Source organism: Paenibacillus sp. ov031 (assembly GCF_900143165.1).
Classification (GTDB): Bacteria; Bacillota; Bacilli; order Paenibacillales; family Paenibacillaceae; genus Paenibacillus; species Paenibacillus marchantiae.
Genome location: NZ_FRDO01000002.1, coordinates 174,573 through 191,198, shown reverse-complemented (window position 1 = coordinate 191,198; position 16,626 = coordinate 174,573). Strand labels below are relative to the sequence as shown.

The 16,626-nt window shown below is 48.8% G+C and carries 14 protein-coding genes; 6 read left to right on the top strand and 8 right to left on the bottom strand.

Annotation, left to right across the window (positions count from 1 at the left end):
* Nucleotides 1-47: 47 nt before the first annotated feature.
* From BUA17_RS11135 to BUA17_RS11115, 5 genes are all read left to right on the top strand, one after another.
* Nucleotides 48-929, top strand: coding sequence for a nitrilase-related carbon-nitrogen hydrolase (locus BUA17_RS11135; RefSeq protein ID WP_072733644.1), 882 nt, complete (start codon nucleotides 48-50; stop codon nucleotides 927-929).
* Nucleotides 930-1,038: 109 nt separating this feature from the next.
* Nucleotides 1,039-2,406, top strand: coding sequence for an NAD(P)-dependent oxidoreductase (locus BUA17_RS11130; RefSeq protein WP_072733643.1), 1,368 nt, complete (start codon nucleotides 1,039-1,041; stop codon nucleotides 2,404-2,406).
* 186 nt (nucleotides 2,407-2,592) lie between these two features.
* Nucleotides 2,593-3,888 carry an NAD-dependent dihydropyrimidine dehydrogenase subunit PreA gene (preA, locus tag BUA17_RS11125; protein ID WP_072733642.1) on the top strand — a complete coding sequence of 432 codons (1,296 nt, stop codon included), beginning with the start codon at nucleotides 2,593-2,595 and terminating at the stop codon, nucleotides 3,886-3,888.
* A complete protein-coding gene (gene hydA / locus BUA17_RS11120; protein WP_063566947.1) occupies nucleotides 3,885-5,324 on the top strand; it encodes a dihydropyrimidinase in 1,440 nt (479 codons plus the stop codon). The genes preA and hydA overlap by 4 nt, the downstream gene beginning before the upstream one ends.
* A gap of 5 nt (nucleotides 5,325-5,329) precedes the next feature.
* Entirely contained in the window at nucleotides 5,330-5,557 is a 228-nt protein-coding gene (locus BUA17_RS11115; RefSeq protein WP_072733641.1) for a hypothetical protein, read from the top strand.
* A 4-nt stretch (nucleotides 5,558-5,561) separates the two neighbouring features.
* On the opposite strand, the gene BUA17_RS11110 is transcribed toward BUA17_RS11115, so the two are convergent.
* From BUA17_RS11110 to BUA17_RS11080, 8 genes are all read right to left on the bottom strand, one after another.
* Nucleotides 5,562-7,250: a PucR family transcriptional regulator gene (locus BUA17_RS11110; protein ID WP_083584670.1), complete on the bottom strand. Its 1,689-nt coding sequence runs from the start codon at nucleotides 7,248-7,250 to the stop codon at nucleotides 5,562-5,564.
* Between the two features lie 374 nt (nucleotides 7,251-7,624).
* Nucleotides 7,625-10,843 (bottom strand): efflux RND transporter permease subunit, encoded by a 3,219-nt coding sequence (locus BUA17_RS11105; RefSeq protein WP_072733640.1) that lies wholly within the window; start codon nucleotides 10,841-10,843, stop codon nucleotides 7,625-7,627.
* A 40-nt stretch (nucleotides 10,844-10,883) separates the two neighbouring features.
* Complete coding sequence (locus BUA17_RS11100; protein WP_083584669.1) at nucleotides 10,884-11,831, bottom strand: TetR/AcrR family transcriptional regulator; 948 nt, start codon at nucleotides 11,829-11,831, stop codon at nucleotides 10,884-10,886.
* 223 nt (nucleotides 11,832-12,054) lie between these two features.
* Nucleotides 12,055-12,189 (bottom strand): hypothetical protein, encoded by a 135-nt coding sequence (locus BUA17_RS31835; protein WP_274568725.1) that lies wholly within the window; start codon nucleotides 12,187-12,189, stop codon nucleotides 12,055-12,057.
* Nucleotides 12,190-12,328: 139 nt separating this feature from the next.
* Complete coding sequence (locus BUA17_RS11095) at nucleotides 12,329-12,643, bottom strand: DMT family transporter (RefSeq protein WP_063566950.1); 315 nt, start codon at nucleotides 12,641-12,643, stop codon at nucleotides 12,329-12,331.
* Complete coding sequence (locus tag BUA17_RS11090; RefSeq protein WP_072733639.1) at nucleotides 12,643-12,984, bottom strand: DMT family transporter; 342 nt, start codon at nucleotides 12,982-12,984, stop codon at nucleotides 12,643-12,645. The genes BUA17_RS11095 and BUA17_RS11090 overlap by 1 nt, the downstream gene beginning before the upstream one ends.
* The gene (locus BUA17_RS11085; RefSeq protein WP_072733638.1) at nucleotides 12,981-13,604 is read right to left on the bottom strand and encodes a TetR/AcrR family transcriptional regulator; all 624 of its coding nucleotides are present in this window, start codon (nucleotides 13,602-13,604) and stop codon (nucleotides 12,981-12,983) included. The genes BUA17_RS11090 and BUA17_RS11085 overlap by 4 nt, the downstream gene beginning before the upstream one ends.
* A gap of 125 nt (nucleotides 13,605-13,729) precedes the next feature.
* Complete coding sequence (locus BUA17_RS11080; RefSeq protein WP_063566953.1) at nucleotides 13,730-15,205, bottom strand: phospholipase D family protein; 1,476 nt, start codon at nucleotides 15,203-15,205, stop codon at nucleotides 13,730-13,732.
* A gap of 264 nt (nucleotides 15,206-15,469) precedes the next feature.
* Here BUA17_RS11080 and BUA17_RS11075 point away from each other — a divergent pair, with 264 nt between their 5' ends.
* Nucleotides 15,470-16,399 carry a MerR family transcriptional regulator gene (locus BUA17_RS11075; RefSeq protein WP_072733939.1) on the top strand — a complete coding sequence of 310 codons (930 nt, stop codon included), beginning with the start codon at nucleotides 15,470-15,472 and terminating at the stop codon, nucleotides 16,397-16,399.
* Nucleotides 16,400-16,626: the final 227 nt, after the last annotated feature.

Sequence of the window (16,626 nt, the reverse complement as noted above, 5' to 3'; positions counted from 1 at the left end):
CATATAAACGGACAGCGGACAGTTTCTTAGAGGAGGCGATGTGGCGTATGGGTAAAATCAGCATCGGGATGATTCAAGCTTCACACGAGGTGGAGGGCTCGGCCCCAGTTGAAGTGCATAAGGAGGCCGCCATTCAGAAACACATTGCGCTGGTGCGTGAGGCGGCTGCTCGGGGAGCGCAGATTATCGGCTTGCAGGAAGTGTTCTACGGGCCTTACTTCTGCACGGAGCAGAGCCCCAAGTGGTATGCATCTGCCGAGCAGGTGCCGGAAGGACCGACAACCATGCGTTTTCAGGAGCTCGCGAAGGAGCTTGGCGTGGTAGTCATTTTGCCTGTATACGAGGTGGAAGGGATCGCTTCGTATTACAATACGGCTGCTGTTATTGATGCGGACGGCTCCTACCTGGGGAAATACCGCAAACACCATATTCCGCACGTGGAGGCGGGCGAAGGCACGAATGGGTTCTGGGAAAAATATTATTTCAGACCTGGCAACCTGGGTTACCCGGTATTTGATACAGCCTACGCCAGAGTGGGTGTGTACATCTGTTATGATCGTCATTTTCCGGAAGGAGCACGGCTGCTTGGGCTAGCGGGTGCAGAGATTGTATTCAACCCTTCCGCAACGGTAGCCGGAACATCGGAGTATTTATGGAAGCTGGAGCAGCCTGCCCATGCGGTAGCTAATGGCTATTATGTGGCTGCTATCAACCGAGTGGGAGTGGAATCGCCATGGAATATGGGTGAATTTTATGGTCAGTCGTATCTGGTGGATCCGCGAGGCAGAATGGTGGCCATGGGCAGCAGGGATCAGGATGAGGTCATCATTGGTGAGATGGATACGGAGTTGATTCGGGAAGTACGCAATGTATGGCAATTTTACCGCGATCGACGGCCTGAGACCTACGAACATCTTGTTAACTTGTAGCTGAGCGAAGATAGTTTTGGCATCGCAGTCCCTGTGTGAGTCAGTCATTAACTTTATCCGGCGGCGAAAGGAAAAACAGAGATCAACCTTATGGAGGTGCATGATATTGATGAACAGCGCAGGAGCAACGTTGTCTGATTACGGATGGGAGAGTCGTTTTACCGAAATGAAGCCTGCAATGACGGGCAAGGAAGCGATGGAGGAATCGAACCGCTGTCTGTACTGTTATGATGCACCCTGTATCAAGGCATGTCCAACCGACATTAATATTCCTTCGTTTATCAAAAAAATCTCAACAGATCACCTCAAAGGCTCGGCTCGGACCATTATGGAAGCCAACCCGGTAGGTGCTAGCTGTGCACGGGTCTGCCCGACAGAGGAACTTTGCGAAGGCGCTTGTGTACTGAACGAGTCATCTAAGCCGATTCGGATCGGTGATTTACAGCGATATGCAACAGACTGGGCACGGACGAAGAATGAACCGTTATTCAAGGCAGCGCCTGCCAACGGAAGAAGTATTGCAGTTGTAGGCGCAGGGCCTGCGGGATTGTCTGCGGCCAGAGAGTTAGGGCGTGCAGGGTATGAGGTGACGATCTATGAAGCCAAAGCGAAAGGCGGAGGGCTTAACACGTATGGTATCGTGTCCTTTCGCCTGCCGGAATCCGTAGCCTTATGGGAAGTCGAACAAGTGCAGGCACTGGGGGTGCAGGTTCGGTATGGTGTACGCATTGGGGTGGATGTATCCGCTGAAGAGTTATTGGAGCAGCACGAAGCCGTTATTCTGGCTTGCGGGATGGGCGCTGTTCCGATGCTCGGCATTGAAGGAGAGACGCTGGAAGGTGTCTATGATGCCATTGAGCTGGTGGAATCCACGAAGCAGGGTGTGCCTCCGGCTCTGAACGGTCTGAAGGTTGCCATTATTGGTGCGGGCAATACGGCAGTGGATGCAGCGACCTGTTCGGTACGCCTAGGTGCCGAGCGTGTGCAGATGCTTTATCGACGTGGGGAGAGCCAGATGACAGCGTATGCCTTCGAATATACATTTGCGAAGCAGGAAGGGGTGGAATTTCGCTGGTTCACCATGCCGAAGCGCATTATTGGAGACGAGAATGGTCGAGTCCAGGCTATAGAATGTATGAAAATGAAGCTGGTTACTCCACCTGGAGGTGGTCGGGCAATGCCTGTGCCGATTGAGGGATCGGAGTTCATGCTTGAATGTGACACCGTTGTTCGAGCCATTGGACAGAACCGTTTGCTGCCATTATTTGAGGTATTTGGCCTGCGTCATCACTGGGGCGTTGTTGAAGTGGAACCACAGACGTACCGTACGTCCCATCCACAGATCTATGCGGCAGGCGATGTTATCTTCGGACAGGGGCAGGGCGAAGCGATGGTGGTCTCCGCAGCTCAACAAGGCAAGTTGGCGGCTGCATCGGTGATGAAGGCGTTGCCCGGACAGGTGGAAGAGACGGCTTGAAATACGAGGTGTACGGTTCGTTAGAATGTTTCAACAAATTATGCCAACAGGTTGGCAACACCAACCACTCAACTTAACCCTTATGAAGCAGAAGTCCTAGGTAATAAATACGTGAGGTTCCTGTGTAACTTGTGAAGTTGAAAAAAACACCGTTGTGGGTTCTATCTACACCAAGGAGGGATCGTTATGGCTGACTTATCCATTAATCTGGCAGGTATTCGATCGCCCAATCCATTCTGGCTGGCCTCTGCGCCGCCGACCAATACCGGATATCAGGTTCAGCGCGCCTTTGAAGCAGGCTGGGGTGGTGCCGTCTGGAAGACGTTGGGCGAGCCGATCATTAATACCTCTTCGCGTTTTGCAGCCGTTCATTTTGGTGGACAGCGCGTCGCGGGTTTTAACAATATTGAGTTAATATCTGATCGTCCGTTGGAGGTGAATCTGCGTGAAATTGCTGAGACCAAGAGGCGTTTCCCAGATCGGGCAGTGGTTGCTTCACTCATGGTGGAACCGAAACGCGAGAAGTGGCATGAGATTGTGAAGAAAGTCGAAGCTGTCGGCGTAGACGGGCTGGAGCTGAACTTTGGTTGTCCGCACGGCATGGCCGAGCGTGGTATGGGAGCTGCGTCTGGTCAGCAACCGGATCTGGTTGAATTACAGACGATGTGGGTGAAGGAAGTGGCGACCACACCTGTCATTGTGAAGCTAACGCCAAATATCACCGATATTACGGCGACTGCCCGGGCAGCCGTGCGTGGCGGTGCGGATGCGATTTCCCTGATTAATACGATCAACTCCCTGGCGGGTGTGGATCTCGATTCATGGAATACCGTGCCGCATGTAGGTGGCAAAGGGGCGCATGGCGGCTACTGCGGTCCGGCTGTGAAGCCAATCGCGCTGAACATGGTTGCCGAGTGTGCGCGCAATCCGGCAGTTGGTGTGCCGATTTCCGGCATCGGAGGCATATCCGATTGGCGGGACACCGCAGAATTTATGCTTATGGGCGCGACGGGGGTCCAGGTATGTACCGCAGCCATGCATCATGGCTTCCGTATCGTGGAGGACATGATCGATGGCTTGAACGATTATTTGGATGAGAAAGGTCTGCGAAGTGTATCTGAATTGATTGGTCAGACGGTTCCGCGTTATTCGGATTGGGGCAATCTCGATTTGAATTACAAAGTGGTAGCCCGCATCAACCGCGATGTCTGCATCAATTGCAACAAATGCCATATCGCCTGCGAAGACACCTCGCATCAATGTATTGATATGTTGTCTGACCCCTCTGGCTCGTATCTGGAGGTCGTTGAGGAAGATTGCGTCGGATGTAATCTGTGCTCGATTGTCTGTCCGGTGGACGGCGCAATTGAGATGGTAGAGATCGCACATGAACAGGAACCGTTAACCTGGAATGACCGTCAGTCTGCGATTGCCCTGCTGCAATCGGCCAGAGACCAATCCACCAAGGAGGCGATATCATGAGTACCCGCAAATTGATTCGTAATGGAATGTTGGTCACAGCGTCGGATACGTTTGAAGCGGATATCTACATTGAAAATGGAAAGATCGTGCAGATAGGCATGGGACTTGTGCCGGATGAACGAACGGAGGTTGTGGATGCGTCCGGCTGTTATGTCATCCCTGGCGGGATTGATCCGCATACTCATCTGGATATGCCGTTCGGCGGAACGGTGACGGCGGATGATTTTGCAACGGGTACCGCAGCTGCTGCCTTCGGCGGCACAACAACGGTCATTGATTTCTGTTTGACGCAAAAAGGCCGACCTTTGCTGGAATCCCTTCAGGAATGGCATGCCAAAGCCGAGGGCAAAGCCGCCATTGATTACGGGTTTCATTTGATGATTGGCGAGATGAATGATCAGGTGCTGGAGGAACTGCCACAGATCATTGAAGAAGAGGGTGTGTCTTCCTTCAAGGTGTTCATGGCTTATAAAAATCAGTTCCAGGCCGATGACGGCATTCTCTTTCAGACGCTGCAAAAGGCCAAAGAGTACGGCGCACTCGTCATGGTACATGCCGAGAACGGCGATGTTATTGATCTGCTGGTCCAGCAGGCGCTGGCGGATGGTAGAACCGAGCCGATACATCATGCACTTACCCGACCTTCCATGTTGGAAGGAGAGGCTACAGGGAGGGCGGCCCGACTGGCAGCACTTGCCGATTCACAGCTCTATGTGGTACACGTCACCTGTGCGGAAGCCGTGGAGCAGATCGCCCGTATGCGAGACATGGGCTATCGAATCTGGGGCGAGACCTGTCCGCAGTACTTAACTCTGGATCAATCGAAGATGGATCAACCGGATTTTGAAGGCGCGAAGTATGTATGGTCCCCACCGCTGCGTGAAGCCCATCATCAGGAAGTGCTGTGGAATGCACTCAAGAGCGGTCAGTTGCAGACGATTGGCTCGGACCATTGCTCGTTTAACTTCAAGGGACAGAAGGATCTGGGACGGGATGATTTCAGCAAAATTCCAAATGGCGGGCCTGTCATTGAAGATCGGCTCAGCATTTTATATTCCGAAGGGGTAGTGAAGGGGCGAATTTCGCTTAATCAGTGGGTGGATTTATGCTCTACACGGGCAAGCAAGCTATTTGGTTTATTTCCGCAGAAAGGAACCCTTGCTGTGGGGACAGATGCGGATATCGTTATTTTTGACCCATCTATCTCAAGGGTGATTTCGGCAGCTACCCACCATATGAATGTGGATTATAGCGCCTTTGAAGGCATGCCAATCCAGGGATGTCCGGTGACAGTGCTATGCCGCGGGGAATATGTGATTCGGGATCGACAGTTTGCCGGAGTGGCAGGCGCGGGTCAGTATGTGAAGCGTGACAAATATGATGCCGGTACACCATTACCTGTGAGACAGCCTGTGACGGCAGTGAATGGAGGGTGAAGCTGATGTCGGACCATGATGTATTTGAAGTGGAAAAGATAGCGATTGAACGAATGGTGGCGCAGGGTTATCGCATTTATGCCGTTCGAGAACATCTGGAGGGTGCTCATGTCGTGTGGGGGCACCCCGATCTTCCTGGAGAAAAACAGGAGCAATATGTGGGTACGGCGTCTGGGCGGAAGTGGTTCAGTCATATCCTGATCAGGCAGCTTCAGGAGCAAAAAGGAGCGTAGAAGGTCACGCGAGTGGCCCATGAACGTATTCATATGCATAGATGGCAAGTTCGATGGCGACGCGTTTCTCGGGGAGCGTATAGTCGTCACCCAGGAGTGTCTCAATTTTGTGTAATCTGTGATATAACGTCTGTCGGACGATAAATAAAGCCGTGGCCGTCTCCTGCTTGGAGCAGCATAGAATAAAATATTGTTTAAGCGTACGTAACAACTGACCTCCTTTTTCGGCATCGTAACGAATGACAGGCCCGAGATATTCCTCAATGAAATCATCCAGACTACCGCTCTGCTTCATGCTGGCAATAATGCGGTAGCAGTGAAGATTGCTGTAAAAGGGCTGCTGCATCACACCGATGTCCTTCTGAATGCGCAGGGTATCCTTGGCTGCCTCAAGACTGTCTTTCAGACGTGATAGATCAGCGCAGCTGTGACCGATGCCGAACAGACCCGAGAAGAGGCGATGGGTCTGTTCCTGTTCATGCTGCTGCAACTGTTCAATGCAGCGCCATAGACTGCTTTTTCGCTGAGATCCAGGCAGAGGGTCAACAATAATCAGAATGATCTGGTGGTTTAGCACGGTGCTGTACAGGGCAAATCCTTCCCGAGAGAACACGGAACGGGCAACGATATTACGTTGAATCAGCAGTTTCTGTAGCTTGAGACTGTCTGTGTAGCTGGGATTGCTATCGAACAAAATGACGGTACCTTTTCCAGAAGCAAGCTGGGCGTTGGCGGCAGATACATATTCATGGATTTCTTTCGCAGAATGATGTCCGTTAAGCCAGTCAATGACCCACATATCTTCCTTGTAGCGTCGTTTTTCCTCCATGTATTTGGTGCGCATCCAGTCCTGAGCAATGGCGGCTGCACAACGTTCCAGTGCCTGGATGATGAACTCTTCAGAGGGCCTGTTATGCAGATCCTGATCGTGATCCGGTAGCTTGTCGAGCATCAGCACCAGATCGGCAAATGCATAATCAAGCGCTTGAACAGTCAGGGTGAGTGCACCCAGTGAATGCACCGAATGATTCCTCTGAACGAAATGATCTCCCAAATGAGCCCCATCGTCCGAATGACCACGATGTGTCAACCAGTCCTGCCGACGAATCTCCAATTGGGCTGGAGGGCAGTAGGGAACGGCACTCGCTTCCCCATCCATTGGATATAACGCTACAGGGTAACCTGTTGTTCGAGACAATAGTCGGAGCAGTGGTTGTACACCGTCTCCATTCAAAAGAAGTTGGTTGAACGAGGTAGTGAGGCTGTCGAGCTCCGCAAGCATACGCTGGTAGCTGCGAATCAGCGCGAAATGCAGATCCTGTGTAATATCGATATAACGTACTTTTTCGTGGAACCAGATCAGTGGGAAATCCTCTTCTGCTGCAAGTTCCTTCATAGGTCCAAGCTGGGATTTGGTATGAGCCCCCAGTTCGATACAGAGTCCCGCAGCTCCACGAGCAATTAACTGGCGCATGAATGACAGTCCCTGCTTCTCATTATCCTGCCAGCCAATGCCAGTCGTTAGCACCAGTTCCCCGCCATTTAGCAAATTGCCTACTTCGGTAACCTCCATAATGTGCACCCAGCGCACATATCGCTCTAAGGCCCGTTCACTGGCGAGTACCTCAGCCTTGCGGAACACCGGACGTTTCAGCATGTCTCTCATCTGAATATGCAGCGTCGTTTCCCCCACACAATCACCGTCCTTCCCACAAATACATGCAGTTTTACATACCCGCTTTGTAAGTCGGGCTTCTGAAGAGCGTTTGTCTTGATTATAAGTCTGTTAACAACAGATGAGCTGAAATCTCACGTTCATTTGTTTTATTTCACAAAATGATATCTTCCTTTTATGAAATAAAACAAAATGGATTATTTCTATGTAGTTCTATCTAACATCTAGATGTTTCTATGACCGATGCTAAGAAACTATAGTTAAATGTAAAACACCCCTTAGCCGCAGATCAGAATGTACAAACCATTCTAATGTGGACTAAGGGGTGTTCTATGTTAGAAGCTCATCATAATTCTGAGTGATGATTTAATTCAATCAACAGAAGGTGTCGATTAATCTTCAATTCTTTTCTTTTTGAACTTCATCAGGAACTCATACACGATTGGCACGATAACCAGAGTCAGCAGCGTAGAGCTGATCAGACCACCGATTACGGTAATTCCGAGACCTTTCGAGATGATCCCTGCGCTTTCTTCAAGTCCTGTCACCAGTGGCAGCAAGGCACCAATGGTAGCCAGAGCTGTCATTAGAATTGGACGCAGACGCGTTGCTCCGGCTTCCAGCAAGGCTTCACGAGTAGGCATTCCCTCTTTTTCCTTGTGAATAACACGGTCGATCAAGACGATGGCGTTGGTGACCACGATCCCGATCAGCATCAGTCCACCCATCATGGCAGATACGTCAAGCGTACCACCAGCTACGAACAGGCCGACCATAATACCAATGACGGTAAATGGCAGGGAGAACAGGATGGCAAATGGCGCCAGTCCACCGCCGAACGTAACAACAAGCACAAAGTATACAATCGCAATGGCTGCCAGCATGGCCAGACCAAGTTGGGTAAACGTGTCATTAATCTGTTCGGTTGTACCGCCAAACTTCACTTCAACACCATCTGGCAGATCCAGTTTGTCGATGTTCGCCTGCAAGTTTGATGATGCTTTTTGTACATCGGAAGCTAAGATGTTGGCTGATACCTGCACAACGACTTTGCCATCAATACGCATGATGGAGTTCGGTGAAGTGCCTTCTTCCACTTTCGCGACATCTTTGATTGGTACTTCAATGCCGAGTGGTGAAGTAACTTTTTCGTTTTCAATATCAGCAATGCTGGTAAATGTCTTTTTGTCAGTCTCTACATAGACCTTATACGTTTTGTTTTCAATATCCACTTCTGTGAGTACAGGGCGTTCACGTGCAGGGCTGAGGGTCATAGCCAGTTGGCCAGCAGTCAGACCGAGCGAGCTCAGTTTTTCCTGATCCGCGACGAGCGTGTATTGCCCGTAGGTATCAGAGAGCGTAGTGTCGGCTTTTTCAAAAGATTCGGTATCTGCTTCAACCAGCTTCAGAATTTCATCCGAGACAGGTTTGATCTGATCTACATTGTCACCATAGATGGAAAGGCTCAAGCTGCTGCCTCCCAGTCCCCCAGACATGTCAAGCTCATTCCAGGTTCCTACGGTAACTTCTTTCTTCAGACCTTCCACAAGCTGTTCTTTCACTTTTGTAAAGTCTTTCGTATCTTCGTTATATTCGATATAGAAGAGAGCAGAGTTGGAGCTGCCTCCACCCATGCTGCTCAGTGGATTGCTGCCGCCGATGGAATACTGCATTTTCTCCAGACCTGGCTGCGTCAGCAACCATTTCTCGGCTACGAGTGCTTCTTTTTCAACATCTTCACGCAAAGCTCCAGTTTCCGGGCTGTACGTAATGGTCACATATTTATCCTGTTGTTCCGGCAAGAAACTTGCACCGATGAACGGATACAGGAACAAACTGCCGACGAGCAGCAATACAGCAACGCCGACGGTGATGAGTTTGTGAGACAATGTCCAGTTCAAGAGACGTTTGTAACCTTCCGCCATCTTGCCTGGTTTTTCCTCATGATTCTGCTTGTTCTTCAGACCTTTGCGGAACAGCGTATGTGCCAGCATCGGTACAATCGTAACAGCCACAATCAGGGATGCCAGCAAAGCAAAGACCATGGTCAAGGCAAATGGCATGAACAGCTCACCGACCATACCACTCACCAGTGCCAGCGGCAGGAATACCGCAATGGTTACGATCGTGGAAGAAAGGATCGGAATGAACATTTCACGGGTAGCTTCCCGGATCAAATCACGGCCTTTAAGTTTCTCTCCCTTGAGTGTCAGTCTGCGATAGATATTCTCGATAACAACGATGGAGTCATCGACAACCCGTCCAATCGCGACCGTCATGGCACCCAGGGTCATCATGTTCAGCGTAATGTCCATCATATTCAGTGCTGTCAATGCAATGAGCAAGGAGAGCGGGATAGAGACAATGGAAATAATGGTGGAGCGAATATCACGCAGGAACAACAGAATGATCAAAATGGCGAACAAAGCACCAAACATCGCTTTGAACAGCATCGTGTTTACGGAGTCCTGGATAGGTTTACCTTGGTCAAGCAAAACAGTCAAATCGGCGTTTTTGAACTGCGTTTGTAATTCTTCCGCTTTGTCCTTAACCGCCTTAACGACATCAACTGTATTGGCATCATTGGACTTAACGATGGAGATCCCGATGGATTCCTTACCGTCTGTCCGGGAAATGGACTCCGCCTGACCAATGACTTCAATTTTGGCGATCTCGCTTAATTTAACCGTTGGAATTCCAGGTGCGTTTGCGGCACCTGAAGTGCTGCCTACACTGGCATTTCCACCTGCGGCTTGTCCTGCAGCCTGGTCAGAACCTTGTGCAGAGCCTTGAGCTGCTCCACCAGCTTGTGCGCCGGCGCCTTGTGGTGCTGTGGCCGAACCACTGCCTGCTCCTGCACCGCTTGGTACAACCGGAATAGCGAGATTTTTCAAATCATCCAGATCGATGATGTTGCCATCAACAACAACAGCTTTCTGTGCTTTGTCCAGTTCAAACAGTCCGAGTGGTACACGGACAGAAGAGCCTTGAACGATGCCGTTGACTGTATCTTCAGTCAAACCGAGTTCATTCATTTTTTTCTGATCAAACTTCAGTTGAACTTCCTTAACATATTGGCCGGAAACTTGGACTTGAGCTACACCGTCAATATCTTCGAGTGCAGGCTGGATATCCGTTTCAACCAGTCGAGTCAATTGTTCAAGATCGCCGCCGTCCTTGTCAGACAAGCTGAGCGAGACAACCGGGAAGGAGTTGATGCTGAACTTCGAGATGGTTGGTTTCTGTACACCATCCGGCAACTGCACCTCATTCAGTGCTTCACGTACCGCTGCGGTAGCGTTGTCCAGATCGGTACCATAATCAAATTCGAGGGTGATGGAAGAAGCATTCTCCATGGAAGTAGAGGTGAGTGTCTTAATTCCCTCTACATTTCTTAAGGTCTGTTCGAGTGGTTTGGTGACATCCTCGACAATACCTTCTGGAGCTGCCCCTGGATCAATGGCCGTAACACTCAAGAATGGCACATTGATGTTTGGAATGGTCTCCTGTTTCATCGTCAGTCCGCTGTACAAACCGGCGAAGGAAACGATGATGGTCAGAATCCAGATCGCAAACTTGTTGTTCAGTGAAAAATTAATAATCCCTTTCATACGATGGTTTCTTCTCCTCTCTGTTTCTCCCTGTATTTCTTTATTGTTGTGACGAGTCAGCCTGGATGAACCGGCTATACATGGCATCCATAATGTGCTGAAGCTCGGAGTGCAATGGCTGGATGACAGGAATGTGATCCAAATTACGCATCATGCCCAGAATAATGGCACGTCGCGGTGTGAATTCCATGATTTCCTGTCTCAGGATGGCGATGGTCTCCAACGCGTCATTGCGCAATTGCCCTGGAGGCATATCAGAAGAGATGATATCCTTCATCTGTTTGATGATATGAATAGGATGACGCATCATTGTGGAATCTGTATCTGAATCGCTGCTCCATGCTGGCCAATGTTCCAAAGGAACCAAAGGGGCAGGGCGTTGATCGAGCAATCCGCGAGCTGCATAATCAATCGTTTGCAGCATGTTGCTTGCCATCTTGGATACGGTAAGGGAAGGCATTTCCGTAAACCAGATTTTGATGTAGGAGAGGAACAGACCATGCGTGAGCAAAATAAGGTCTAAGGTATAGGGTCCAATCTCCGGTCCGTACAGATCCTCCAGTTTGTCCTTGAACCAGTGCAGGGTACGGATCTCCAGATCCTTGTTTTTCGGTTTGCACTTTTCCTTGCGATGCTGCTCTTCATCCATCATCATGCTGCGCATTTGCACGCGTAAAAATTCTTTCAGCTCGGATACATGGACAAGCAGTGTTTCAATCTGCCTGTGCAGACGTTCTCTCGAAGTGAGCCCAGCTTCATGTTCAATCTGGGAGATTTCGTCCATGAGCGTGAATATGCAGTACTCCATCGTACTGGCCTCTAATTCCTCTTTGGATTTGAACATGAGGTAGAGGCTGCCTTTCGACATCCCGCATATTTCTGCAATCTCCTGCATGGAGGTTGCAGCACTGCCTTTGGCTGAGAACAGCTTGAGTGCTGTGGTAATAATGAGCTTTTTCTTCTCATTCATTTCATGGATAGGGTTCATTAACGATACATCCACCTCACCTGCGGAACTTATGAGTTCTTGAATTGACTTTAGGGTCAAACCAAGTATAAACGATAAAGACAATGGAATTCAAATGGGAGAAAAATGGAAAAAGAAGAGGGTATACTATATGGGGACTGGAGCATTTTTCCTACGTAATGCAGACGCAGTAAAGGCTGTATATATGAGCGACGAATGTTCATTGCAATATGTATGATCTATTTCATGATCCGCCTTTAAAGACGTAAATGGCTAGAAGAATAATAGCTACAAGAGCAATCAAATAAAAGGTTCCCACAGCGACCAGAAAGATATATCCGGTAAATGAACCCATACGCGCGAACCATTTCTTCATCATCACGACTTCCTTTCTTACGTAACAGAGTGTGGTGAGGTTTCTTACTTACATCATATCCCAAAAAGACGACTTTCTGATCGAAAGTCGTCTTTTTGGGATAATTAAATATTATGGAAGATATATAATGGAGGTATTTACGTTACGTAATCAGTTTCAATCCGATCGCCGCCACCAAAATCATGGCAATAAACAGCAGCCGCTTGGCTTCCTTCCGCTCACCGAACAGGAACATACCTGTTAACGTACTGCCCACCGTACCGATTCCAGTCCACACCGCATACGCGGTACCCATGGGAATAGAAGTCATCGCATAGGATAACAGGGAGAAGCTGAATGCGAACGATACGAGCATGAGCACGATATAAGGCCAGCCTTTTCGGGTAGAAGCACCATTAATGCCGATGACGCCAAAAATTTCACATATGCCTGCGCCCACAATTGCCATCCAAGCCATTATGCTTCACCTCCTTTTGCCGATTGTTGATCCGTGACCAGTTTCAGTCCGATCACACCACATAGCAACAGGCCGATTAACAAAACCTTGGCAAGTGAGAATGCTTCACCAAATAGCAGCATTTCAGCCAGTACCGTACCTGCAGTACCAATCCCCGTAAATACGGCATACACCGTACCCACAGGCAATCTTTTGGAAGCAGCAATGATTAATCCAAAGCTCAGGATGATGGCTAGGGCCGTCAAAGCCCACTCCCAAACATTAGAGGCGTGTTTCAGCCCGCTTACCCATACAATCTCAATGAGTCCTCCGACAAATACATATAACCAGTTGCGGTTCATGATGATGAATCTCCTTTCAAAACAACGGGCAGTGCCTCTTGTTTCAGATGATGAATGCCATGCCAGTAGACTGGCCAGGAAGCTTCAATCCGTCTTCTGTATCGACGTGAACTTCCATAAATAATCTCAACCGTGATGCCATCGAGAAAAGTCATATAAGTAATCGCAGCTTGTTCTGCTGGAACAGCCTGTAGTTCCCCCTTGCGCGTCGCCCTTTGCAGCAGTCGTGTCAGTGACCGCTCCATACCGTCCAGAAACGGATAAACTAAATCCATCACTTCGCTATATAGCGAAAGCGGCGGGAAGTAACACATACGCAGCATAAAGCGGGCAGAGGCATTACAGTTATACTCTTGCTCAAACCATATCAGCAAACCCTTCAACCTTTGTTCCAATGGCAGATCGGCGTGATCACGGAAGTATTCGAGCGTTCGACGCTGAACATCCTTAAACGCATGCGCAAGGGTTTGCAAAAACAGGTCATCCTTGCCGCTAAAATGTGCATATATAGACGGTTTTTTAATCCCGACTTCGTCAGCGATTGCTCTTAAGGAGGCTCCTTCATATCCATCTCTTGCAAAATGGAACAGGGCTGCATCCCGAATCGAATGTGCAGTCATTAATATCACCTTCCTAACGGTCGTTAGGTAACCTATATTTTCACATTTTACATTCCCTGTCAAGGCACAAAAAACGCCTGCACGATAGTGTACAGGCGGCTTTATGCTTGGAATTTCATTTTCCATTAGAAGGTCGTTAAACCCAAAATCAGTTGCAGCTTATATACGATTTCTTTCAAAAATGTAGTCTTTTCCTGAAATTCATCCAGGTTCAGGGTGAACTCGGCATCTTCATTATTCCATATCCGGTCAAAATAATTCGCCACATCATGAGTAAATGAGTTGTCTGGTGGTGCAGCAACCCAGAGGTCATTTTCCAGATTGTAATCATTCATGTTTCTGGGGGTGAAGTTGGTCGATCCTCCAAGGACGATATGGTCCCCGGTGGCTTTGGCAATGTACATCATCTTAGTATGATATTGCTCCTTGGTTGTGTTATACCAGCGAATTTGTATTTTGCCATCCGATTTATCATGTAACTCAGCAGCTACAGGACGATTGGGAATGCCAGTCTTCTCCTGACCAAAGGCATTTTCGTTCGGGTCGAGCACAAGCCGTATCTCGGTTCCCCGTTTCGAGGCTTCGAGCAGTGCATCCAGTACTTTGGGTGAAGCGATGTAGAACATGCCCATCCACAAGATGTCACCTTTTGCCGATTGATTAATCTCATGGAGCACTGCGTCATTCACTTTGCCCTCGGTCAGATAGCGAATTCGCAAATCTCCTTTATTCGGGTCTGTGGTAGGAGCTGTATAGGAAGGAATTTTACCTCCACCCGAGATGTTTAGTACGGCCTGCTCGGACTGAAGAATATCTCCGATGATTGGTCCGGTTATTTCAAAAGCAATGTTCGAATGATAGGCACTGGCATCATGAACATTGCCTGAGGAGACAATAGCTGTCTTCTCGCTGACCACCACTTTGCGATGATTGGCCTTCACATTGAGCAACTTAAGGTAGGAACGCACGGTGACATCCGGTCCATCGGTTGCCATCAGGTTCGGAATCCAGCCATTGCCGGATTGTCCAAACCACTGGAAGAAGGTGCGCCAGACCGCAGAGTAGACAGGAGTGGAGTCACGTAAAGGGTCCACATCTGTGATGACCACGTGAATTCCGGCCTGCTTCATCTGCTCCAGTAACGGGTTCGGTGCGGAGTTATAGTTGGTGTTCACTTCATCCGTAATGAACCACATATCCATATCCGGTTTCTGAAGTTTTTTGGCAACCAGTGTTTCCGTAAACTCTGTGCTGATGGGTGGAAATTGCTGACCTTTGTGCTGGTAATTATTGAATAAAAACATATCAACGACGACGAACTGTTCCGCGTCCTCGATAACCTGAAGCATGCGCTGGAAGATCTGCTGTTCGTGCTCCATCTGTCCATCAGCGGATGGATAGGTCAGATCATGCAAAAACTGTACCTGATCCACCCGGTATTCAGGACTTTCATAGGCAATGCCGGATGGTAACGGTTTATAGGTCTGATAGAGCATGACGGCGATGAGCCATAGTGCCAATAGGACGAGTCCTGTTCGTATGTATGGAAATTTGCCGCGTGAAGACTTGCGGTCTGATGTCTGGCGGCGATAAGAAAACAACAATAACTCCCCTTTCTGAACGTGCTGACTTCTATTACCACCCGGATGACAACATTGACGCAGAGAGCCTGACAGATTATTTAAGTCGTCAGGAAAGGCAAAACCATTTCGATCGATTCAATCGACATGCATATGACCGTTGTGTATAATGAGTGTATTATTTTTGTGGAATGTTCGGATTTTCATATACCTGACAAAGACGGGATAAGGATTCGTTTAACCTGCGAAAGTCTGGCTATTTCAGGAAAGAAAGTGGGTAATAAGGTGTATTCCATCAAACAAGTCGCTGCCATGCTGGGTATTCCGACGGTAACGCTCCGGGCTTGGGAGAATCGGTACAGTGCGGTCACCCCTGAGCGGACGGAATCGGGTTATCGCTTGTACACGGAAGAGAATGTTGCAGATCTGCGCTGGTTAAAAGAGCAGGTGGAGCAGCACCAGACGAATATTTCGGAAGCAGTACGTATGCTCAAGGTGAACAAAACCAGTTCACATGAAGCTGCAGTGCCTACATCGTTAACGCCTCCAGTACCCACGATGGAAGAGGCTTATGTACGTATAGCCGATCAGATCTATGACTCGCTATACAACTTTCAGGGTGAACGAGCCAATGGTCTGATTGATTTTGGCTTCACCATGTACGGATATGATTCCATGTTTTATCATGTGCTGGTGCCTATTCTGGTTCGGGTTGGGGATGCATGGGAGCAAGGCAGGGCTTCGGTCGCTCAAGAGCATTTTATGACACAACTGATCTCACAGCGCTTTTATCAGTTTTTCCATCTGTTCCCGATCTATCCGCATCTGCCCAAAGTTCTGGCCTTGTGCCCGGAAGGGGAGCATCATCAGGTGGGATTATTGTTGTTCTCCCTGTTTATGCGTAAAAATGGTGCAGAAGTGCTCTATCTCGGAGCCAACACACCGGAAGAGGGGCTATTCCCAATTATCCGGGAGCAGAACATCCGATTGGTCTGTCTATCGGTTACTAGTTCCGAACTTCTTGAGCGGTGTGATCAACTCATAGGACGAATTGTGGACGAGTTCCCGCATATGCGTTTTGTACTTGGAGGCAAGGGTTATGAGCGTACAGAGAAAGCACGATATCCGCAGTGGATTATGCCTGAAGATTCATCGGATTGGCAAGCGTGGATGGAACGTGAGTATTTTGTTGAACCATCGCCTGGGCGGAGATAACTGATTCGTGTCTTTTTGAAAATGTATTTTAAAATAGAATGTATAGGTTTGGGTATACAGGACATCCTTTGACGCAAGAGCGCAGAGGGTGTTTTTTTGTATTCCAAAATATCTTATTAGAGAATTTGACCAGTCGGTCATTTTTTGATTTAATAAGTTGTATAATATTTGTACTACATTTGTATAATGTTTTTGCGTTTACCCGCTTGAACTGTTCATGGGCGGTT